The following is a 22,735-nucleotide window of genomic DNA, read 5'->3' as shown; positions in this document are numbered from 1 at the left end:
CGCCCTTCGCCGATTGCACGCATGTCAAGGACTGATAGGGGCTTGTTCGCGGCGCCGCATTTGCAGTGATAATAGACACGGCCAGATAAAAGGCGCAGACGACCCTCGCCACAAAGGCGATCGAAACATGCACTCCAATGATACGATCGCCCGCCGCCCAAGACATGAGATTTTTCTCCCATGGTCCGCTCAATTGAGCACGGTTTTCGGGCGGCGTCAACGAGGGCTGCAAAGTTGTACACCGCGGTCAAAGTTGTACACCGCGGTCGAACGAAAGATCGCTGGTCGATTGCTCTGCGCGCCGAAGGTAAGGAAAATGCTGGGTTTTCGCCGAGTTTGAAAACGGCGGCGAGCGGGCGCGAGTCGCATCTCCTTCCACGGCGTTCTTCGCTTCGGAACTCGTGGCTGACACATTTAATCTGCTCGAATCGCCCAAAGGATACGCGAAACGCTCTGATCCCACGGTGTTCGCCGCCACTCACGCATCACCTCGCGACTCCGCGCAATCGCCGCCATGACGCTTTCGTTTTATCTGATCCGCGTTTGCCGCGCCCCTGACCATCCTCGTGGATCAATATGCCGCGCCGCGCGCAGGCGGTCTTTCATCAGTCGGTCGGCTCGCTTGTTCGGCGATCTCTGTCTTGACTCCAGCATAGGCAGGGCTGGTCAGCGTCTCGAGGAATGCGACGAGATCGTCCTGTTGCTGGTCGCTGAGGTAAAGCGGACGAATGCCGCTGGAAAGATAGGGATTGACCGAAGGATCACTCGGGCTTCTGCCGCCGTCGTTGTAGTGTTTCACTACGTCTTTGAGTGTCTTGAGCGAGCCATCATGCATGTAAGGGGCCGTCACGGCGATGTTTCGCAGCGTCGGGGTCTTGAAGGCGCCGATATCGTCGAAGTGCGCGCCCCTGATTGCGATGCGTCCGAGTTCCAAGACCATAGGGTCGTGCAGAACGGCCTTATGGACTGTCGCCCTCGGTCGTTGGAACTCATCCACGAAGCGAGGGACTTCCGCCTGAATCTTGTTGATGCCAACGCCAGTGTTGTGGAAACGATTATCCGTAAAAATCGCGTTATCTTGCTCGATCACATGGCAGGACACGCAGCGGCCCTGGCCGACGAACACCTCGAAGCCGCGCTGGGCGGCCTTGCTGATCGCATCGGTCTCGTGCGCAAAACGCCAGCGGTCAAATGGCGAGTCGCCGGAGATGAGCGTGCGCTCGAAGCTCGCGATCGCTTTTTTCACGTGCTCGATCGTGATCTCCTCGCCGTGGACGTCGAACACCTTCTTGAAGGCCGCGGCGTATGCGTTATCCGCGCGCAGATAGTCGAGGAACGGATCGTAAGACGTGAGGCCCATCTCGATCGGATTGAATGGCGGAATGCGCGACTGATCCTCGAGCGAGTATGTGCGCCCGTCCCAAAACAGGGTCTGGTAATACGCCGCGTTGACCACCGTTGGCGCGTTGCGCTGGCCGAATTGGCCGCGGATGCCGCGCGAGGTCTTTAGCGGACTGTCTGTGAAAGCCTTCGCGTCGTCGTGACAGGTGCTGCAGGAAATCGTTCCGTCCGCAGAAAAATGTTTGTCGTGGAAAAGCTTGCTTCCGAGCGCGATCTTCTCGGGAGATTGCGGATTGTCTGCGGGAATAGGGACGGGAGGCAGGCCCAAGGGTTCGGCGGCGCAAGGCTCCGCGGCGCCGCAGGCCCATGCGGCCACGGCCAGCGCCATAGTTGTTGATCGCAGCCTCCTCATTTGCCTCTCCCAACCGCAAGACATCGAGCGGCGCCAGCGAAGCCCAGATCTCGTTAATGCCGCAAGCCCAGATGGGAACAATTCTGCTCCGATATCAGCGGCATGGCAACAAGCGTCATCCCACCGAAGAGAAACGCGTCTTTCGCCAATGGTTTCTCCGACTGACTTATGGGGCCTTCCCTAGCGGGAGCTCTCGCCGGGAGCTCGAATTGGAGGGATGGATCATGCGAACGGCAATCTCTGTGCTCGGAATCGACATCGGCAAGAACGTCTGCAGCCTCGTCGGGCTCGACGCTTTCGGAGGAGTCGTGCTGCGGCGACGCGTCAAGCGGGAGACTTTGATCGCGCTGGAGGAGCAGCTGCCACCCTGCATTCATCGTCGCGATGGAGGCTTGTTGCGGCGCGCATCATCTCGGCCGGATCTTCGCCGCGCACGGGCACGAGGTGCGCCTGATGTCGCCGGAATATGTGCGTCCTTACGTCAAGGCTCAGAAAAACGACGACCGCGACGCCGAAGGGATCGCCGAAGCCGCGACGCGCCCGACCATGCGCTTCGTCGAACTGAAGGAGCAGGCTCAACTCGACATGTAGACGCTGCATCACTCGCACGACCGGCTGATCGGCGAACGCACGGCTTTGATCAATCAGCTGCGGGCGATTCTGCTTGAACGCGGCATCGTCGTCGCGAAGCAAAGGCGCAATCTCGAGAAGTTCGTCGCGGGCTTATTGGAAGCCTCGGATCATCGCGGCCTAAGCGAAAGAATGCGGACTTTGTCCGCCGACATGCGCGCGCAATGGATGGAGCTCGATCGGCGCATCAGAGCCTTCGACGCCGAGTTCTTCGCCTTCTTACGGGATACGTCGGATGCGCGCCTTCTTGCGAGCATCCCAGGCATCGGTCCGCTAATCGCTTCGGCTCTGATCGCGGCGATCGGCGCAGGAGAAGCTTTCGAACATGGACGCGGTCTTTCCGCTTGGCTGGGCCTGTTCCGCGCCAGCGACGACCGGCGGCAAGCCCAAGCTTCTCGGGATCAGCAAACGCGGGAACAGATATTTACGCAGGATGCTGATCCACGAAGCGCGCGCGGCGACGCCGCATGTCGCGGAATACAAAACCCCGCTTGGGAGCTGGCTGAAGGACTTGCTCGTCAGGGTCCACAGGAACGTCGCCGTCGTGACGCTGGCCAATAAGATGGCCCGGATCGCCTGGGCGGTGCAGCGCCGCAAGGAGGCCTTCATGGCGAAGGATCAACCGTCGAAGGCGATCGCGGCGGAGTGAAGATTGGCCCGATCGGCGAAAAATGCGCTGACGGGTCCAGGGTGTCGGCGGGTGGGTGAATCGAAGATGGCCTGACAGTCGACCGGCGTTCCGGAAGCCTGATGTTGAAAACGGCGCTTGACGCCGGGACTTTTAAGAGGACCGGGACGTGCGTATCTCCATCTTGGCCAGGGCCTCGAGCCCAAAGGCCGGATAAGTTGAAGCAGACTGATCATCGCCGCCCTCGATCAAGCCCCTTGCAGACGGGGCGGGCCATACGTTTCAACAGCCTGCTAGATCTCCACCTCCGCCTGGGCATTTCTAACCCCGCGCGGTTTCCCTCTGTCCGTCTTTGGCTGAAGCAGCTATGATGCTTATCGAAACTGCGCCAGCTTGGCGAAGAGATCGGCGAGAAAGAGCTCCTCTTTCTCTCGCAGAAAGAAATGACCGCCCTCAAACAGCGTCACATCCGTCCGTCGAGAAGACTCAAGGCTCCAGGCGTATAAGCCTTCGAGCTTGACCTCATCGCTCAAGCCTCCAGACACAAAGATGTCGAGATCGAGGGGCATTTCTGAGAGCCGCCTGAAGCTTCTACAGGCCGAAAAATCCGCATTGGCGAGCGCGACTGTGAGGCGCAACAACTCTGGATGGTCGAACAATTCCGAGGGCGTTCCCCGCAGTTCCCGGAGCTCGTCGATGATCGCGTCGTCGTTGTCCAATCGCGCGAGCCGCGTGTCGTCGCGGAAAGTGGGCGCGGAGCAGCCTGCGACAAAGAGCGCGACCGGAAGCTGCTTTCGATTCGCACACAAGCCGTGAGCAATTCCATAAGCAAGCAGGGCACCGAAGCTATGTCCACAAAGAGCAAAGGGGCCTGAAAGTTGTTCCGCAAGCTCGTTCGTCAGCTGCGCGGTTAGTCGCTCGAAGTCAGGTATCGGAGGCTCCCCAGAACGCATGCCGCGCCCCGGCAGCTCGACAGGTTCGATCCTCAGCCAATGTGGCGCTTTTCGCCGCCAGGGAAAATATATTGCTGCGCTCGCGCCTGCGCAGGGGAGGCAATAGAGGGTGATGGTTTGGTTCGGCATGGCCTCGAAGATGTCGACACTGTTGCTCCCCTCCTGTCCCAGATCGCATTCTCGGGCGCGGGTCTTATGGAGCAGCCTCTCCTCACTCGCTAACATACCTAGTTTTGATCCGATAGCTTCTGCGCACGAAGCGCGCCGAATCCGATGTTTCGCTGGGCAGCGAAGCAATTACCTGGCGCGCTTTGCCGAGTGCGGCTCATGGCGCGGGAAGCGGCGCCGCTTGCGTCGCGTGGAGCGCCGCGACTGATCGACGCGGGCAGGTCAGCGTCGAAAAGCGCGCGAGAAAACCAAGCCTCCCGCAAAGCCCCCTGGCGGCCGCTTCAAACAACGCCGCGCCTCCAAGCTGTGGTTCTCGACAGGCGACCGCCAGATCCAATTGATCCAATCCGGCCGGCTACGCAATTCGAAACCCGTCGGCTCGGCGTTGGCATCCACCTAATGGAGATGTATGCATGCATGAGTGGGCACGCGGCTAGGCACGCTTCGCGGTAACCGATCCGCCTGTCCGGGTTAAGAATTTGCGATGCAAAGGGAGTGGGCGCGATGGCGGACGTGTTCCAAACCGTGGATGAGCGCGAACGAATGAGCGGCGAGGAGTTCGCCGAACTCTACGTGAAACGAAGACGCCCGGTGCTACTGAAGCGAGCTTTGTCCGGGTGCTCTGCGCTCTCTCGTTGGACTCTCGATTATCTTCGCCGGTGCTCGGGAGACATGATCGTCCCGCTCAAGAGTTGGAACGGTGCGGGCATCGCGATGACCCACATGCGCTTCCATGACTACGCCGACCAACTCGAGCGGTATGAATCCGCTATGGGTGATCGCGGGTCGAACGCCGCCGAACGACCTGCTTATCTTCATGACATTCCCCTCAAGAGTATTTTGCCGGAGGTGGAGGCGGCGCTCGAACAGTTTCCAAACCAATACTTCCCCATCTGGTATCGTTCGATGTGGTCCGATTTTGCCCAGTTTTTTTTGGGGCCGGCGGGCAGCATCACACCGTTGCACTTCGATAGTCTTTTGACGCATAATTTATTTTTTCAGATCGTCGGTCGAAAGCGTTTCGTCCTTATCCCCGCTCAGCAGCTGAAGTTTTGCTACCCGTACAAATGGCGATGGTGCAGGGTCGACGTCGAGCAACCCGACTTTGACCGCTATCCCGATTACCGACGCGCGCACGCGGTCGAAGTCGTTTTGGAGCCTGGAGACGGCTTGTATTTTCCCTCCGGCACGTTGCATCATGTCCGAAGTCTAGATCTTGGTTTGTCCTTCAATGTCGATTGGCACACGCAGGAGAGCGCCGCCGCGGGACTCGTCGCTGTCGCCCGAGGCATGCCGTTAAGAAATTTCTATTACAATGCTCTCATCGCATCAGGACTGTGGCTCGGCGCGCCCGCGAAGCAGGTGTACCCCTACTACCGCTCCTATCTCGACTACGTGTCGTGACGCCGGTCGCGGGGACAGCGACAGCAAAACCGCAGGAGATAGGGGGTCTTGATCCAGCGTTCGTGCTAGAGTCTTTCCGACTTAGGCTGAAGCGTATCCAGCGCCCTTGAGGTATGCGGCGCATTCTTGTGGCGGAAAGTCATCGAGGAGAATCCCGACCCTTCGCCAGAGCGCGTCGATGGTTCTCTCCTCGGCCTTGCGCAACATGCGTTTTAGCTTCGAGAACACCTGTTCGATCGGATTGAGGTCGGGCGAGTATTTGGGCAGGAAGATGAGGCGCGCGCCTTTCGCGCGAATGGCTTCTCTGACGGCGGCGCTCTTATGCGAGCCGAGATTGTCCATGACGACGACATCTCCCGGCGAGAGCGTCGGCGCCAAAATCTGTTCGACATAAGCGAGGAAGCTTTCGCCGTTGATCGGCCCGTCGAACACGCAAGGCGCGGTGATTTGGTCGCAGCGCAAGGCTGCGAGAAAGGTCGTGGTCTTCCAATGGCCGTATGGAGCCTTGGCGAAGAGCGCGAGACCGCGCTCCGTCCAGCCATGGGTGCGCGTCATATTGGTTTTCGCCCAAGTTTCGTCGATGAAGACGAGGCGCTTCGGGTCAAGCTTCGACTGGATCTTTTTCCAGCGCGCGCGATGGCGCGCGACGTCGGGCCGATCCTGTTCGGCGGGCAGAAGCGTTTTTTTTGAAGCTGATTTTCTCCTTGCGCAAGAAACGCCACAAGGTGTCGCAGGACACGACCACGCCGCGTTCGCGCAATTCGCCAAGCAGCGCGTGAAGGGTCAAATCCGGCTTCTCGGCAAGGCGCGCCAGCAGAAAATCGCGCTGGCCCGCGAGCAGATAGGGACGCTTGCCGCCCATAGGCTTCGCCGCCGCGCTGCCCGTCGACCGCGCTGCTCGCGCGAAACGCACCGAACTCGCGACGCTCACCTGCATGAGCGCCGCCGCCGCCCGAACCGTCAACCCACTCAACACCAACGCAGCAACACGCTCACGAAGATCATTCGAGTAGGGTCGCGCCATTCCTTCCGGCCTCCGAATCCCGGCCGCCCATTTGAATCAGATCGCGCCACAAAAGGGAATCCCTCGCCGATTCAGTCAGTGTCGGAAAGACTCTAGCCTTAGATTTTTAGTCCCGGCGTTTTCTGGAGCGGATCGATTGTGAATCGTTCTGGCTCGGATGTCCAGCATTTGCAGATGAACTCGTATGCGTGAGGCCTTTCAGCCGGCGGCCAAAGTTGTAAGTGTCGATGAAGTCAGCGAGATGGCGTCGCAACTGGTCACGATTTTCGTAATGATAACGTTCGACGGTTGCGCCTTTGATCGTGCCGCTCGTGCGCTCGACCCGTCCATTCGTCCTAGGATGGTTGATCTTGGCGAAGCGATGCTCGATCCCATTCTACGTGAATGCTAAAAATCGCCAAGCCTGCAATCAACCAGGACCCCTCCCGCAAAATTACCCGAGCGCGCAGATTCGCAAAAGCGGCGCTCCCAATTCAAATTTCCGGCGCCAGCTCTTGCAACGCGAGAATAATGCGCTGGTGAACATAAGGATCGCGGACGATCGTTTCGTGATTCCCGTCGACTATTTCTGTGATGACCCTCCCCGTAGTAAGCCTCCCCCAGTCGCAAGGGGGATTGCCGCTCGCGTCAATCGCTTTGCGCGCCCACCAAATATAGATTGGTGAATTTATATGCTTCAAGACAACGCTATTAACTAACTCTACAGAGCTCTCGCTTTCTGTATAAAGGAAATTCATTAGGTCAGCCGATATATTTGACCAAAATCCGTTCTGTTGTCCCCATAATGCGGCATAGACGTATCGTTCCCTGTCGGATAGCCGTGACGAGACTTGCTCGAGCTCCCCCCGGTCAGAGGGGCTCAAGCCATCTGTTATTTTTACACCTTCGATTTCAGCGAAATTCTCCAAATAATCCAACACAGTCGACTCAGTTTGTCGTGGTGTCTCTGGATCTGGTTGGTCTCTCTGTCCAAAAGAGGTGTCGAGAAGGCCTAAAAAGGCGACCTCTTGACCTTGTTCTTCGAGTATCGCAGCCATGTGGAGGGCAATGATGCCTCCCATGCTCCAGCCTAACAGGATATACGGACCATTTTGTTGCAGTCGGCGGATCAAACCCACGTAGTCTATCGCGATTTCCTCGATGGACTTGCTCACGTGATTCGGGTTGATCAAGCTCCGAGATTGAATGCCATAGACTGGCCGCGTACCACTCATGGCGTCGGCGAGAGCCTGGTATCGAATGATCGACCCGCCGCCGGGATGAACGCAGTACATGGGAGCTTTCGCGGAACCATCGCGGATCAAGACCAAAGGAGAGTACTCGCGATCGCCATCGGCCGAGATCCAGTCTGCGAGATGCGCTATCGTGGGCGCCTGAAAGATCGCGGTAACTGGAAGATGGCTGCACAGCGAACGCCGGATGCGCTCCACGAGCTTCACTCCAGAGAGCGAGTCGCCACCGAGATGGAAAAAGTTGTCGTTGACGCCGACACGTGGGAGACGCAGCACGTCGCGAAAGTCCCGAGCGAGAACCCACTCGGTGACGGTCCGCGGTGCGACATATTGGTGCGCCTGTTGACCAGCAATGTCGGGCGCCGGCAGCGTCTTGCGGTCGATCTTGCCATTTGAGGTCAGCGGCAGGGCGTCGAGCGTCACGAACGCCGACGGAATCATGTAGTCGGGAAGCTGTGATGTCGCGAGCTCCCGCAGCTCCTCAACCCACCGATTTGGGCTGGCGAGAAGTCTCGGCGGCGACCGCTCGATGTTCGTCACGGCTCCCGGGCGTCGCGCATAAATATTATAGAGCCCGGTTCCGCCAAGTTCCACGTCCTGATCCTCGACGGCGTCGAATCCGTGCCTCCTCAGCAGCTCCAAGATCTTACGGCGCCGATCGTCCACGTCATGAACCTCAACGACCAGCTGCTCGATCTTGCTCCAATCCAGCTCTTCAATGCCTTGCAACACTTCAAATTCCGCATTTTCTACGTCAATCTTTAGCAGGTCAATGCGCTCCACGCCCGTCTCGCGCAACACGGAGGACAACGTTCTCATCTTGCAATCGACGTTTTCAAATTCCAGGCGCGTGGCGAGCAACTCATCGAGATCGCGGTCGGACGCCCCCTCTCCACTGCCGAACTTCAAAAAGCTCTTCACGACGCCTTGGACATCCGCGCCCCCCATTCCGGAGAGCACTGTCGCGTGAGGATAGTAGCGGAAGGTCACCAGACGCTCGGCGTCGCCAAGAGCGCAGTCGAAGAGGCGGGCGTTAAGCCCGTGCAGCGCGGCGTTGGCGCGTAAGGCTTCAAATACCTCGGGGATTGGCTCGAAGGCGAACAGCTTGACATCGTCCGCCTGTTGGGCCGCGTATAGTGAGAACATTCCGATATTGGCGCCGACGTCAAAGACGCAGTCGCCCGGGCCAATCCGAATCCCATGCTTCGCGTAGCATTTGTCGGAAAAGATCTCCTTGTGCAAGAATTCAATTTCGCTCTGGTTTTTGTGCAGAGCCAGCCCGCCGTCGGGAAACTCAAATTGTAAGAGGTTCTCGATCACTCCGTCTTTCTGCATGCGCAACAGGCGCCCTAGCTTTGCGCCTTGGCTCGCGTTCGGCGTAACATATGCGACCAGACGGCCGCCGCGTGCCCCCTCTTCCTGCGCAATGACGACTGCATCCCCGGAGCTTGGATGGCGGCGCAAAACCGCCTCGATCTCGCCCAGCTCGATGCGAAAGCCGCGGATCTTGACCTGATGATCAATCCGCCCGAGGAACTCGATGTCGCCGTCGGCGCGGTGGCGGGCCAGATCTCCGGTGCGGTAAAGCCGCGCCCCCGCCCCTCCGAACGGGTCCGGCAAAAACCGCTCCGCCGTCAGATCCGCGCGGCCCAAATAGCCGCGCGCCAGACCCGCGCCTCCAATGTAAAGCTCCCCCGCCGCCCCAATCGGGACAGGCTGCATCCGCCCGTCGAGAAGATATATCTGCGTGTTCCAGATCGGTCGCCCAATCGGCGCGTAGCCCGTCGTTTCCTCAGCGCCGCAGTCATAGGCGGTCACGTCGACCGAGGCCTCGGTCGGGCCGTAGAGATTATGAAGCCTTAGCTGCGGCGCGTCGCGGCGCGCCAGGGCGGCAGGCAGCGCCTCACCACTGCAGATGACGCGCCGTAGGCTCTTGAACTGAGAGAGCGCGAATCGACTCACGAAGGCTTGCAGCATCGAGGGCACGAAGTGCAGCGTGGTCACGCCCTCGCGTTCGATCAGCGCGGCGAGCCGCTGCGGCAGGCGGTGGTCCCCAACCGCCGCCACGACGAGACGCGCCCCGACCGCAAGCGGCCAGAAGAACTCCCAGACCGACACGTCGAAGCTAGACGGCGTTTTCTGCAGCACTGCGTCGCTTGGCTCCAGCTCATAGCGCGCCTGCATCCAGGCGATGCGGTTCACGATGCCGCCGTGACTGACGCCGACCCCCTTAGGGGCGCCGGTTGAGCCTGAGGTGTAGATGACATAGGCGAGGTTATGGGGGGCGGCGACGGGGACCGGGTTGTCTGGGCTGAGCGTCGAGATGGTGTGGTCGTGCGCGTCGAGCAGGAGCGCGTTGACCCGCTCGGGCAGGCGGTCGCGCAACCGCGCCTGGGTGAGCACGAGCCGCGGCTTGGCGTCCTCCAGCATGAAGCCGATGCGCTCGCGCGGATAGTCCGGGTCGAGGGGCAGATAGGCGCCGCCGGCTTTGAGAATGGCGAGCAGGCCGACCACCATCTCGAGCGAGCGCTCGACGCAGATCCCGACGAGCGCGTCGGGGCCGACGCCCAGGCTGCGCAAATGATGCGCCAGCTGGTTGGCCCTCGCGTTCAGCTCGCCATAGGCGAGCTGCGCGTCTTCGAACACCACCGCCGTCGCCGCGGGCGTCTGCGCCGCGCGATCCTCGAACAGCTCATGCAGCAGACGATCCCTGGGATAGTCGGCGGCGGTCTGGTTCCACTCCACCAGAATGCGCCGGCGCTCCGCCTCCGGCAGCACGTCGATCGTCCGCGCGGCGGCGTTTGGCTCGGTCTCGAGCGCTGCGACGAGCCGCTCCAGCGCCGCCTGCATGAAGGCGCAGAGGCGATTGGGATCAAGCGGGCTTTGCGTCTGCGCCGTCAGCCGGACGCCTTCGCCCAGATCGTCCACCGAGAGCGTGAGCGGATAATTGGTGCGCTCCTGGGTGTCGAGCACCTCAATCCCGCTCCACGCCCGGCTTGTCTCGTTTGCGGCTTGCGCCGGGGCCGGGCTATGGCGAAAGTTCAACAGCGCCGAAAACAACGGCGCTGGCGCTGCGACCCCGCTGCAGCGTTGCGCCAGAGCCAGCGAAGCGTGCTCATGCCGGAGCAGGTCCGTCAGCAGCCCGTGCATGCGCCGCGCGCCGTCCGCCACGCCCTCCGCCCCGACCTGAGCCCGCACGGGCAAGGTGTTGATGAACATGCCCAGCGCTCGATCGGCTCCGGCGCCGCCCTGCATCCGGCCAAACAGCACCGTGCCGAACACCACATCCTCGCGTCCCGAGACGCGGGCGAGAACCTGCGCGAAGGCCTGGTGGCACAGGCTCGCCGCGCTCACCCCGAGCGCCCGCGCCCGCTCCCGCAGACGCCGCGCCAGGGCCGGGGCGAGATCAAGCCGCGCTTCGTCGATCCCGGAGCCGTCGCCCTGCGCGTCCACCAGGCCGAACGGGGCCGTCGGCTCGCTCACATCGCCCAGCATCGCTTGGAAAAACGCTTCATGCTCCGCCGGGCTCACCCCCAGCCGCGCCTGCGCCACGAAGTTGCGGAACGACGCGGGCGCAGAAAGCCGATCCGCCTCCCCGGCTAGATGCGCCTGCGCCTCTTCGACCAGGATCTCCAACGTGGTGTGGTCCATCGCCAGATGGTGCGCCAGCAACAGCAGCAGCCAGCGGCGCTTGGGAGCGTCGTAGGCGAGGAAGCCGCGCAGCAGCGGCGCCTGCCGCACGTCGAGCCGGAAACGCCGCGGATCGAAGCGTTCGCGCAGCTGCTGCGCAACGTCGCCCGCCGCAGGGTCGAGCGAGGCCTCCTCGACGCTCAGAGGCGCCGCACGCCACACAACTTGCACCGGCTCGGGCAGGCCCTCCCAGGCCACCGCCGTGCGCAAAATGTCGTGGCGCGCGATCATCGCCTGCAAGGCGACCAGAAAAGCCTCGAGCCGCTCGCGCCCGTCAAATGAAAGCAACGTCGGCAACAGATAAGGGTCGCCGCTGGCGGCCATCAGATGGTGGAACAATATGCCTTCCTGCAGCGGCGTCAGCGGGTAGATGTCCTGCACGTTGGACGCCCCGCCCGGAACCCTGCCGACGACGCGATCGATGTCGCCCTGGCTGAGCTGCGCCAGGGGGAGCATCTCCGGCGTGATGGCGGCGCAGCCTTGCGCAATGAGGTTTGGCGGAACGAGGACCTCGGCGCGCCGCCCCGCCTCGGCGGCCAGGGCGGCCGGCGTCGGACTGACGAACAGCGCCCGCACATCGGCCTGCAAGCCTTCCTGGCGCATCCGCTCGATCAGCGTCACCGCCAGCAGGGAGTGGCCGCCGAGCTCGAAGAAATTGTCCTCGACGCCGACGCGCTCGAGACCCAGCGTCTGGGCCCAGATGCGGCACAGCGCGGCCTCCGTGGCGGTGCGCGGGGCGACATAGCGATGCGCTTGCAGCGCGCCGAGATCGGGCGCGGGCAGCGCCTTGCGGTCGACCTTGCCGTTCGCGGTCAGCGGCAGGGCGTCAAGCGTCACGAAGGCCGACGGAAGCATGTAGTCGGGCAGATGCGCCTGCAGCGCCGCCCGCAGCTCCCCCGCCGCCGGCGTCGTCCCTTCCCGGCCCGCCACATAAGCGACCAGCCGCTTGTCGCCCGGCTGATCCTCGCGCGCCAGCACCGCCGCCTCACGCACCCCGGCAATGCGGGAGAGCGCCGCCTCGATCTCGCCCAGCTCGATGCGAAAGCCGCGGATCTTGACCTGATGATCAATCCGCCCGAGGAACTCGATGTCGCCGTCGGCGCGGTGGCGGGCTAGATCTCCGGTGCGGTAAAGCCGCGCCCCCGCCCCTCCGAACGGGTCCGGCAAAAACCGCTCCGCCGTCAGATCCGCGCGGCCCAAATAGCCGCGCGCCAGACCCGCGCCTCCAATGTAAAGCTCCCCCGCCGCCCCAATCGGGACAGGCTGCATCCGCCCGTCGAGAAGATATATCTGCGTGTTCCAGATCGGTCGCCCAATCGGCGCGTAGCCCGTCGTTTCCTCAGCGCCGCAGTCATAGGCGGTCACGTCGACCGAGGCCTCGGTCGGGCCGTAGAGATTATGAAGCCTTAGCTGCGGCGCGTCGCGGCGCGCCAGGGCGGCAGGCAGCGCCTCACCACTGCAGATGACGCGCCGTAGGCTCTTGAACTGAGAGAGCGCGAATCGACTCACGAAGGCTTGCAGCATCGAGGGCACGAAGTGCAGCGTGGTCACGCCCTCGCGTTCGATCAGCGCGGCGAGCCGCTGCGGCAGGCGGTGGTCCCCAACCGCCGCCACGACGAGACGCGCCCCGACCGCAAGCGGCCAGAAGAACTCCCAGACCGACACGTCGAAGCTAGACGGCGTTTTCTGCAGCACTGCGTCGCTTGGCTCCAGCTCATAGCGCGCCTGCATCCAGGCGATGCGGTTCACGATGCCGCCGTGACTGACGCCGACCCCCTTAGGGGCGCCGGTTGAGCCTGAGGTGTAGATGACATAGGCGAGGTTATGGGGGGCGGCGACGGGGACCGGGTTGTCTGGGCTGAGCGTCGAGATGGTGTGGTCGTGCGCGTCGAGCAGGAGCGCGTTGACCCGCTCGGGCAGGCGGTCGCGCAACCGCGCCTGGGTGAGCACGAGCCGCGGCTTGGCGTCCTCCAGCATGAAGCCGATGCGCTCGCGCGGATAGTCCGGGTCGAGGGGCAGATAGGCGCCGCCGGCTTTGAGAATGGCGAGCAGGCCGACCACCATCTCGAGCGAGCGCTCGACGCAGATCCCGACGAGCGCGTCGGGGCCGACGCCCAGGCTGCGCAAATGATGCGCCAGCTGGTTGGCCCTCGCGTTCAGCTCGCCATAGGCGAGCTGCGCGTCTTCGAACACCACCGCCGTCGCCGCGGGCGTCTGCGCCGCGCGATCCTCGAACAGCTCATGCAGCAGACGATCCCTGGGATAGTCGGCGGCGGTCTGGTTCCACTCCACCAGAATGCGCCGGCGCTCCGCCTCGCCCAACAGCGGCAGCTCGCTGAGGCGCCGTTCGGGATCGGCGACGATCCCCTCGAGAAGCGTGCAATAATGCCCCGCGAGCCGCTCGATCGTGCCCGCGTCAAACAGCGCCGTCGCATATTCGAACGATGCGTTCAGCCCCTCTCCTGTGTCGATCACCGCGAGAGTAAGATCGAACTTTGACGCGCCGCTCTCCGTCGCGACAGGCTCCGCCCGCAGCCCGCTGAGTGTCAGCTCCTGCATCGGCGCGTTCTGCAAGACGAACATCACCTGGAACAGCGGGTCGCGGCTCAAGTCCCGCACCGGCTGCACCTCTTCCACCAGCCGCTCAAACGGCAGATCCTGATGCGCCTGAGCCCCCAGCGCCGTCTCGCGCACTCGCGCCAAAAGCGTCCGGAAGCTCGGATCGCCAGAAAGATCCGTGCGCAACACCAAGGTGTTGACAAAAAATCCGATCAGCCCTTCAAGCTCGACGCGGCGGCGGTTGGCGACCGGCGTCCCGACGCTGACATCGTTCTGCCCGCTATAGCGCGACAGTAGCAGCTGGAACCCCGCTAAAAGCACCATGAACAGCGTCGCCCCCTCCCGCCGGCCCAGGCGAGCGAGGCCCTCCGCGACCCGCTGCGGCACCTCGAAACCGTAGGTTGCTCCGGCATGGTCCTGAACCGCCGGACGCGGACGATCCGTCGGCAAATTAAGCGCGGGCGCCCCAGCCAGCCTCTCCCGCCAATAGGCAAGCTGGCGATCCAGAACCGCGCCAGCCAACCAGTCCCGCTGCCAAACCGCGTAATCGGCGTATTGAATCGAAAGATCCGGCAACGGCGATGGCCGTCCCGCCGCAAAAGCCTCATACAAAGTGACGAACTCGCGGAGCAAAACATCCGTCGACCAGCCGTCCGTCACGATGTGGTGCAAGGTGAACGCCACAATGTGCTCGCGCTCCCCCGTCGCTGGGCGAAACCCCAGATCCAGCACCAGCACCCGCAGCAGTGGGCCAACCGCCAGATCGAACGGCCGTCGCGCCGCCTCGCTCAAAAGCCGCTGCGCCTCGACTTCCTGCGCCGCCTGATCAAGACCGCTCAAATCGACAACCGGCGCCGCGAGCTCGAGCGCCGGCGCGATCACCTGCGCCGCCACCCCGTCCCGAACCACAAACGTCGTGCGAAGCGCCTCATGCCGCTGAACGATCGCATTGACCGCAAGGCTGAACGCCGCGACATTCAACTCGCCCAGCAAGCGCAAGGCCGCCGGAACGTTGTAGGAGGCCTCGCCAGGACTCAGCTGCTCCATAAACCACAGACGACGCTGCGCAAAAGAAAGCGGCAGACTACCCTCCCGCTCCGCCCGTCGGACCTCCGGTGATGCGGCCTCCCCGGCCTCGAATTCGGCGGCGTCCATCGCCCGCGCGAACTCTGCGATCGTGGCGGCGGCAAACAAGCTGCGCAACGCCACTTCCCGCCCAAATTCCCGCCTTATCCGGGAAATCACTTGCACCGCCAGCAGGGAGTGGCCGCCGAGCTCGAAGAAATTGTCCTCGACGCCGACGCGCTCGAGACCCAGCGTCTGGGCCCAGATGCGGCACAGCGCGGCCTCCGTGGCGGTGCGCGGGGCGACATAGCGATGCGCTTGCAGCGCGCCGAGATCGGGCGCGGGCAGCGCCTTGCGGTCGACCTTGCCGTTCGCGGTCAGCGGCAGGGCGTCAAGCGTCACGAAGGCCGACGGAAGCATGTAGTCGGGCAGATGCGCCTGCAGCGCCGCCCGCAGCTCCCCCGCCGCCGGCGTCGTCCCTTCCCGGCCCGCCACATAAGCGACCAGCCGCTTGTCGCCCGGCTGATCCTCGCGCGCCAGCACCGCCGCCTCACGCACCCCGGCAATGCGGGAGAGCGCCGCCTCGATCTCGCCCAGCTCGATGCGAAAGCCGCGGATCTTGACCTGATGATCAATCCGCCCGAGGAACTCGATGTCGCCGTCGGCGCGGTGGCGGGCTAGATCTCCGGTGCGGTAAAGCCGCGCCCCCGCCCCTCCGAACGGGTCCGGCAAAAACCGCTCCGCCGTCAGATCCGCGCGGCCCAAATAGCCGCGCGCCAGACCCGCGCCTCCAATGTAAAGCTCCCCCGCCGCCCCAATCGGGACAGGCTGCATCCGCCCGTCGAGAAGATATATCTGCGTGTTCCAGATCGGTCGCCCAATCGGCGCGTAGCCCGTCGTTTCCTCAGCGCCGCAGTCATAGGCGGTCACGTCGACCGAGGCCTCGGTCGGGCCGTAGAGATTATGAAGCCTTAGCTGCGGCGCGTCGCGGCGCGCCAGGGCGGCAGGCAGCGCCTCACCACTGCAGATGACGCGCCGTAGGCTCTTGAACTGAGAGAGCGCGAATCGACTCACGAAGGCTTGCAGCATCGAGGGCACGAAGTGCAGCGTGGTCACGCCCTCGCGTTCGATCAGCGCGGCGAGCCGCTGCGGCAGGCGGTGGTCCCCAACCGCCGCCACGACGAGACGCGCCCCGACCGCAAGCGGCCAGAAGAACTCCCAGACCGACACGTCGAAGCTAGACGGCGTTTTCTGCAGCACTGCGTCGCTTGGCTCCAGCTCATAGCGCGCCTGCATCCAGGCGATGCGGTTCACGATGCCGCCGTGACTGACGCCGACCCCCTTAGGGGCGCCGGTTGAGCCTGAGGTGTAGATGACATAGGCGAGGTTATGGGGGGCGGCGACGGGGACCGGGTTGTCTGGGCTGAGCGTCGAGATGGTGTGGTCGTGCGCGTCGAGCAGGAGCGCGTTGACCCGCTCGGGCAGGCGGTCGCGCAACCGCGCCTGGGTGAGCACGAGCCGCGGCTTGGCGTCCTCCAGCATGAAGCCGATGCGCTCGCGCGGATAGTCCGGGTCGAGGGGCAGATAGGCGCCGCCGGCTTTGAGAATGGCGAGCAGGCCGACCACCATCTCGAGCGAGCGCTCGACGCAGATCCCGACGAGCGCGTCGGGGCCGACGCCCAGGCTGCGCAAATGATGCGCCAGCTGGTTGGCCCTCGCGTTCAGCTCGCCATAGGCGAGCTGCGCGTCTTCGAACACCACCGCCGTCGCCGCGGGCGTCTGCGCCGCGCGATCCTCGAACAGCTCATGCAGCAGACGATCCCTGGGATAGTCGGCGGCGGTCTGGTTCCACTCCACCAGAATGCGCCGGCGCTCCGCCTCCGGCAGCACGTCGATCGTCCGCGCGGCGGCGTTTGGCTCGGTCTCGAGCGCTGCGACGAGCCGCTCCAGCGCCGCCTGCATGAAGGCGCAGAGGCGATTGGGATCAAGCGGGCTTTGCGTCTGCGCCGTCAGCCGGACGCCTTCGCCCAGATCGTCCACCGAGAGCGTGAGCGGATAATTGGTGCGCTCCTGGGTGTCGAGCACCTCAATCCCGCTCCACGCCCGGCTTGTCTCGTTTGCGGCTTGCGCCGGGGCCGGGCTATGGCGAAAGTTCAACAGCGCCGAAAACAACGGCGCTGGCGCTGCGACCCCGCTGCAGCGTTGCGCCAGAGCCAGCGAAGCGTGCTCATGCCGGAGCAGGTCCGTCAGCAGCCCGTGCATGCGCCGCGCGCCGTCCGCCACGCCCTCCGCCCCGACCTGAGCCCGCACGGGCAAGGTGTTGATGAACATGCCCAGCGCTCGATCGGCTCCGGCGCCGCCCTGCATCCGGCCAAACAGCACCGTGCCGAACACCACATCCTCGCGTCCCGAGACGCGGGCGAGAACCTGCGCGAAGGCCTGGTGGCACAGGCTCGCCGCGCTCACCCCGAGCGCCCGCGCCCGCTCCCGCAGACGCCGCGCCAGGGCCGGGGCGAGATCAAGCCGCGCTTCGTCGATCCCGGAGCCGTCGCCCTGCGCGTCCACCAGGCCGAACGGGGCCGTCGGCTCGCTCACATCGCCCAGCATCGCTTGGAAAAACGCTTCATGCTCCGCCGGGCTCACCCCCAGCCGCGCCTGCGCCACGAAGTTGCGGAACGACGCGGGCGCAGAAAGCCGATCCGCCTCCCCGGCTAGATGCGCCTGCGCCTCTTCGACCAGGATCTCCAACGTGGTGTGGTCCATCGCCAGATGGTGCGCCAGCAACAGCAGCAGCCAGCGGCGCTTGGGAGCGTCGTAGGCGAGGAAGCCGCGCAGCAGCGGCGCCTGCCGCACGTCGAGCCGGAAACGCCGCGGATCGAAGCGTTCGCGCAGCTGCTGCGCAACGTCGCCCGCCGCAGGGTCGAGCGAGGCCTCCTCGACGCTCAGAGGCGCCGCACGCCACACAACTTGCACCGGCTCGGGCAGGCCCTCCCAGGCCACCGCCGTGCGCAAAATGTCGTGGCGCGCGATCATCGCCTGCAAGGCGACCAGAAAAGCCTCGAGCCGCTCGCGCCCGTCAAATGAAAGCAACGTCGGCAACAGATAAGGGTCGCCGCTGGCGGCCATCAGATGGTGGAACAATATGCCTTCCTGCAGCGGCGTCAGCGGGTAGATGTCCTGCACGTTGGACGCCCCGCCCGGAACCCTGCCGACGACGCGATCGATGTCGCCCTGGCTGAGCTGCGCCAGGGGGAGCATCTCCGGCGTGATGGCGGCGCAGCCTTGCGCAATGAGGTTTGGCGGAACGAGGACCTCGGCGCGCCGCCCCGCCTCGGCGGCCAGGGCGGCCGGCGTCGGACTGACGAACAGCGCCCGCACATCGGCCTGCAAGCCTTCCTGGCGCATCCGCTCGATCAGCGTCACCGCCAGCAGGGAGTGGCCGCCGAGCTCGAAGAAATTGTCCTCGACGCCGACGCGCTCGAGACCCAGCGTCTGGGCCCAGATGCGGCACAGCGCGGCCTCCGTGGCGGTGCGCGGGGCGACATAGCGATGCGCTTGCAGCGCGCCGAGATCGGGCGCGGGCAGCGCCTTGCGGTCGACCTTGCCGTTCGCGGTCAGCGGCAGGGCGTCAAGCGTCACGAAGGCCGACGGAAGCATGTAGTCGGGCAGATGCGCCTGCAGCGCCGCCCGCAGCTCCCCCGCCGCCGGCGTCGTCCCTTCCCGGCCCGCCACATAAGCGACCAGCCGCTTGTCGCCCGGCTGATCCTCGCGCGCCAGCACCGCCGCCTCACGCACCCCGGCAATGCGGGAGAGCGCCGCCTCGATCTCGCCCAGCTCGATGCGAAAGCCGCGGATCTTGACCTGATGATCAATCCGCCCGAGGAACTCGATGTCGCCGTCGGCGCGGTGGCGGGCTAGATCTCCGGTGCGGTAAAGCCGCGCCCCCGCCCCTCCGAACGGGTCCGGCAAAAACCGCTCCGCCGTCAGATCCGCGCGGCCCAAATAGCCGCGCGCCAGACCCGCGCCTCCAATGTAAAGCTCCCCCGCCGCCCCAATCGGGACAGGCTGCATCCGCCCGTCGAGAAGATATATCTGCGTGTTCCAGATCGGTCGCCCAATCGGCGCGTAGCCCGTCGTTTCCTCAGCGCCGCAGTCATAGGCGGTCACGTCGACCGAGGCCTCGGTCGGGCCGTAGAGATTATGAAGCCTTAGCTGCGGCGCGTCGCGGCGCGCCAGGGCGGCAGGCAGCGCCTCACCACTGCAGATGACGCGCCGTAGGCTCTTGAACTGAGAGAGCGCGAATCGACTCACGAAGGCTTGCAGCATCGAGGGCACGAAGTGCAGCGTGGTCACGCCCTCGCGTTCGATCAGCGCGGCGAGCCGCTGCGGCAGGCGGTGGTCCCCAACCGCCGCCACGACGAGACGCGCCCCGACCGCAAGCGGCCAGAAGAACTCCCAGACCGACACGTCGAAGCTAGACGGCGTTTTCTGCAGCACTGCGTCGCTTGGCTCCAGCTCATAGCGCGCCTGCATCCAGGCGATGCGGTTCACGATGCCGCCGTGACTGACGCCGACCCCCTTAGGGGCGCCGGTTGAGCCTGAGGTGTAGATGACATAGGCGAGGTTATGGGGGGCGGCGACGGGGACCGGGTTGTCTGGGCTGAGCGTCGAGATGGTGTGGTCGTGCGCGTCGAGCAGGAGCGCGTTGACCCGCTCGGGCAGGCGGTCGCGCAACCGCGCCTGGGTGAGCACGAGCCGCGGCTTGGCGTCCTCCAGCATGAAGCCGATGCGCTCGCGCGGATAGTCCGGGTCGAGGGGCAGATAGGCGCCGCCGGCTTTGAGAATGGCGAGCAGGCCGACCACCATCTCGAGCGAGCGCTCGACGCAGATCCCGACGAGCGCGTCGGGGCCGACGCCCAGGCTGCGCAAATGATGCGCCAGCTGGTTGGCCCTCGCGTTCAGCTCGCCATAGGCGAGCTGCGCGTCTTCGAACACCACCGCCGTCGCCGCGGGCGTCTGCGCCGCGCGATCCTCGAACAGCTCATGCAGCAGACGATCCCTGGGATAGTCGGCGGCGGTCTGGTTCCACTCCACCAGAATGCGCCGGCGCTCCGCCTCGCCCAACAGCGGCAGCTCGCTGAGGCGCCGTTCGGGATCGGCGACGATCCCCTCGAGAAGCGTGCAATAATGCCCCGCGAGCCGCTCGATCGTGCCCGCGTCAAACAGCGCCGTCGCATATTCGAACGATGCGTTCAGCCCCTCTCCTGTGTCGATCACCGCGAGAGTAAGATCGAACTTTGACGCGCCGCTCTCCGTCGCGACAGGCTCCGCCCGCAGCCCGCTGAGTGTCAGCTCCTGCATCGGCGCGTTCTGCAAGACGAACATCACCTGGAACAGCGGGTCGCGGCTCAAGTCCCGCACCGGCTGCACCTCTTCCACCAGCCGCTCAAACGGCAGATCCTGATGCGCCTGAGCCCCCAGCGCCGTCTCGCGCACTCGCGCCAAAAGCGTCCGGAAGCTCGGATCGCCAGAAAGATCCGTGCGCAACACCAAGGTGTTGACAAAAAATCCGATCAGCCCTTCAAGCTCGACGCGGCGGCGGTTGGCGACCGGCGTCCCGACGCTGACATCGTTCTGCCCGCTATAGCGCGACAGTAGCAGCTGGAACCCCGCTAAAAGCACCATGAACAGCGTCGCCCCCTCCCGCCGGCCCAGGCGAGCGAGGCCCTCCGCGACCCGCTGCGGCACCTCGAAACCGTAGGTTGCTCCGGCATGGTCCTGAACCGCCGGACGCGGACGATCCGTCGGCAAATTAAGCGCGGGCGCCCCAGCCAGCCTCTCCCGCCAATAGGCAAGCTGGCGATCCAGAACCGCGCCAGCCAACCAGTCCCGCTGCCAAACCGCGTAATCGGCGTATTGAATCGAAAGATCCGGCAACGGCGATGGCCGTCCCGCCGCAAAAGCCTCATACAAAGTGACGAACTCGCGGAGCAAAACATCCGTCGACCAGCCGTCCGTCACGATGTGGTGCAAGGTGAACGCCACAATGTGCTCGCGCTCCCCCGTCGCTGGGCGAAACCCCAGATCCAGCACCAGCACCCGCAGCAGTGGGCCAACCGCCAGATCGAACGGCCGTCGCGCCGCCTCGCTCAAAAGCCGCTGCGCCTCGACTTCCTGCGCCGCCTGATCAAGACCGCTCAAATCGACAACCGGCGCCGCGAGCTCGAGCGCCGGCGCGATCACCTGCGCCGCCACCCCGTCCCGAACCACAAACGTCGTGCGAAGCGCCTCATGCCGCTGAACGATCGCATTGACCGCAAGGCTGAACGCCGCGACATTCAACTCGCCCAGCAAGCGCAAGGCCGCCGGAACGTTGTAGGAGGCCTCGCCAGGACTCAGCTGCTCCATAAACCACAGACGACGCTGCGCAAAAGAAAGCGGCAGACTACCCTCCCGCTCCGCCCGTCGGACCTCCGGTGATGCGGCCTCCCCGGCCTCGAATTCGGCGGCGTCCATCGCCCGCGCGAACTCTGCGATCGTGGCGGCGGCAAACAAGCTGCGCAACGCCACTTCCCGCCCAAATTCCCGCCTTATCCGGGAAATCACTTGCACCGCCAGCAGGGAGTGGCCGCCGAGCTCGAAGAAATTGTCCTCGACGCCGACGCGCTCGAGACCCAGCGTCTGGGCCCAGATGCGGCACAGCGCGGCCTCCGTGGCGGTGCGCGGGGCGACATAGCGATGCGCTTGCAGCGCGCCGAGATCGGGCGCGGGCAGCGCCTTGCGGTCGACCTTGCCGTTCGCGGTCAGCGGCAGGGCGTCAAGCGTCACGAAGGCCGACGGAAGCATGTAGTCGGGCAGATGCGCCTGCAGCGCCGCCCGCAGCTCCCCCGCCGCCGGCGTCGTCCCTTCCCGGCCCGCCACATAAGCGACCAGCCGCTTGTCGCCCGGCTGATCCTCGCGCGCCAGCACCGCCGCCTCACGCACCCCGGCAATGCGGGAGAGCGCCGCCTCGATCTCGCCCAGCTCGATGCGAAAGCCGCGGATCTTGACCTGATGATCAATCCGCCCGAGGAACTCGATGTCGCCGTCGGCGCGGTGGCGGGCCAGATCTCCGGTGCGGTAAAGCCGCGCCCCCGCCCCTCCGAACGGGTCCGGCAAAAACCGCTCCGCCGTCAGATCCGCGCGGCCCAAATAGCCGCGCGCCAGACCCGCGCCTCCAATGTAAAGCTCCCCCGCCGCCCCAATCGGGACAGGCTGCATCCGCCCGTCGAGAAGATATATCTGCGTGTTCCAGATCGGTCGCCCAATCGGCGCGTAGCCCGTCGTTTCCTCAGCGCCGCAGTCATAGGCGGTCACGTCGACCGAGGCCTCGGTCGGGCCGTAGAGATTATGAAGCCTTAGCTGCGGCGCGTCGCGGCGCGCCAGGGCGGCAGGCAGCGCCTCACCACTGCAGATGACGCGCCGTAGGCTCTTGAACTGAGAGAGCGCGAATCGACTCACGAAGGCTTGCAGCATCGAGGGCACGAAGTGCAGCGTGGTCACGCCCTCGCGTTCGATCAGCGCGGCGAGCCGCTGCGGCAGGCGGTGGTCCCCAACCGCCGCCACGACGAGACGCGCCCCGACCGCAAG

The 22,735-nt window shown here is 64.5% G+C and carries 5 protein-coding genes and 2 pseudogenes (1 of these 7 cut by a window edge); 2 read left to right on the top strand and 5 right to left on the bottom strand.

Going from position 1 to position 22,735, the window contains the following annotated elements:
- Positions 1-571 precede the first annotated feature (571 nt).
- A complete protein-coding gene (locus QMG80_RS21275) occupies positions 572-1,753 on the bottom strand; it encodes a cytochrome c peroxidase (protein ID WP_085774000.1) in 1,182 nt (393 codons plus the stop codon).
- A gap of 224 nt (positions 1,754-1,977) precedes the next feature.
- Between QMG80_RS21275 and QMG80_RS21270 the strand changes: the two are divergent.
- A pseudogene (locus QMG80_RS21270) lies at positions 1,978-3,032 on the top strand (IS110 family RNA-guided transposase).
- Positions 3,033-3,385: 353 nt separating this feature from the next.
- Here QMG80_RS21270 and QMG80_RS21265 read toward each other — a convergent pair.
- Positions 3,386-4,093: a thioesterase II family protein gene (locus tag QMG80_RS21265; RefSeq protein ID WP_245300313.1), complete on the bottom strand. Its 708-nt coding sequence runs from the start codon at positions 4,091-4,093 to the stop codon at positions 3,386-3,388.
- A 543-nt stretch (positions 4,094-4,636) separates the two neighbouring features.
- On the opposite strand from QMG80_RS21265, the gene QMG80_RS21260 reads away from it, so the two are divergent.
- The gene (locus tag QMG80_RS21260) at positions 4,637-5,536 is read left to right on the top strand and encodes a cupin-like domain-containing protein (protein ID WP_085774013.1); all 900 of its coding nucleotides are present in this window, start codon (positions 4,637-4,639) and stop codon (positions 5,534-5,536) included.
- An 81-nt stretch (positions 5,537-5,617) separates the two neighbouring features.
- Here the strand turns inward: QMG80_RS21260 and QMG80_RS21255 are convergent.
- The 3 genes and pseudogenes from QMG80_RS21255 to QMG80_RS21245 form a co-directional block, all read right to left on the bottom strand.
- Positions 5,618-6,560, bottom strand: a protein-coding gene (locus QMG80_RS21255) for an IS630 family transposase (RefSeq protein ID WP_102938125.1) whose coding sequence is annotated in 2 segments (ribosomal slippage) — positions 5,618-6,224 and positions 6,223-6,560 — 945 coding nt in all. Because the reading frame shifts where the segments join, the coding sequence is not laid out codon by codon here.
- Between the two features lie 98 nt (positions 6,561-6,658).
- Positions 6,659-6,930: pseudogene (locus QMG80_RS21250) on the bottom strand (integrase core domain-containing protein); the annotation flags it as partial.
- A 103-nt stretch (positions 6,931-7,033) separates the two neighbouring features.
- Positions 7,034-22,735, bottom strand: partial view of a non-ribosomal peptide synthase/polyketide synthase gene (locus tag QMG80_RS21245; protein WP_281926551.1) — the 3' portion only. Its footprint extends 18,087 nt past the window's final position; 15,702 of the gene's 33,789 nt are visible here — the last part of the coding sequence; the start codon falls outside the window, past its right edge; it ends in the stop codon at positions 7,034-7,036.

It is taken from the genome of Methylocystis bryophila (genome assembly GCF_027925445.1).
In the GTDB taxonomy this organism is placed as follows: domain Bacteria; phylum Pseudomonadota; class Alphaproteobacteria; order Rhizobiales; family Beijerinckiaceae; genus Methylocystis; species Methylocystis bryophila.
Note: the sequence above shows the minus strand (reverse complement) of the source record. Positions and strands in the feature narration are given on the sequence as shown.

Bases quoted from the DNA above. Each gene is read 5' to 3' on its own strand.
- QMG80_RS21275 (WP_085774000.1), bottom strand. From the start codon at position 1,753: ATGAGGAGGCTGCGATCAACAACTATGGCGCTGGCCGTGGCCGCATGG.
- QMG80_RS21265 (WP_245300313.1), bottom strand. From the start codon at position 4,093: ATGCCGAACCAAACCATCACCCTCTATTGCCTCCCCTGCGCAGGCGCG.
- QMG80_RS21260 (WP_085774013.1), top strand. From the start codon at position 4,637: ATGGCGGACGTGTTCCAAACCGTGGATGAGCGCGAACGAATGAGCGGC.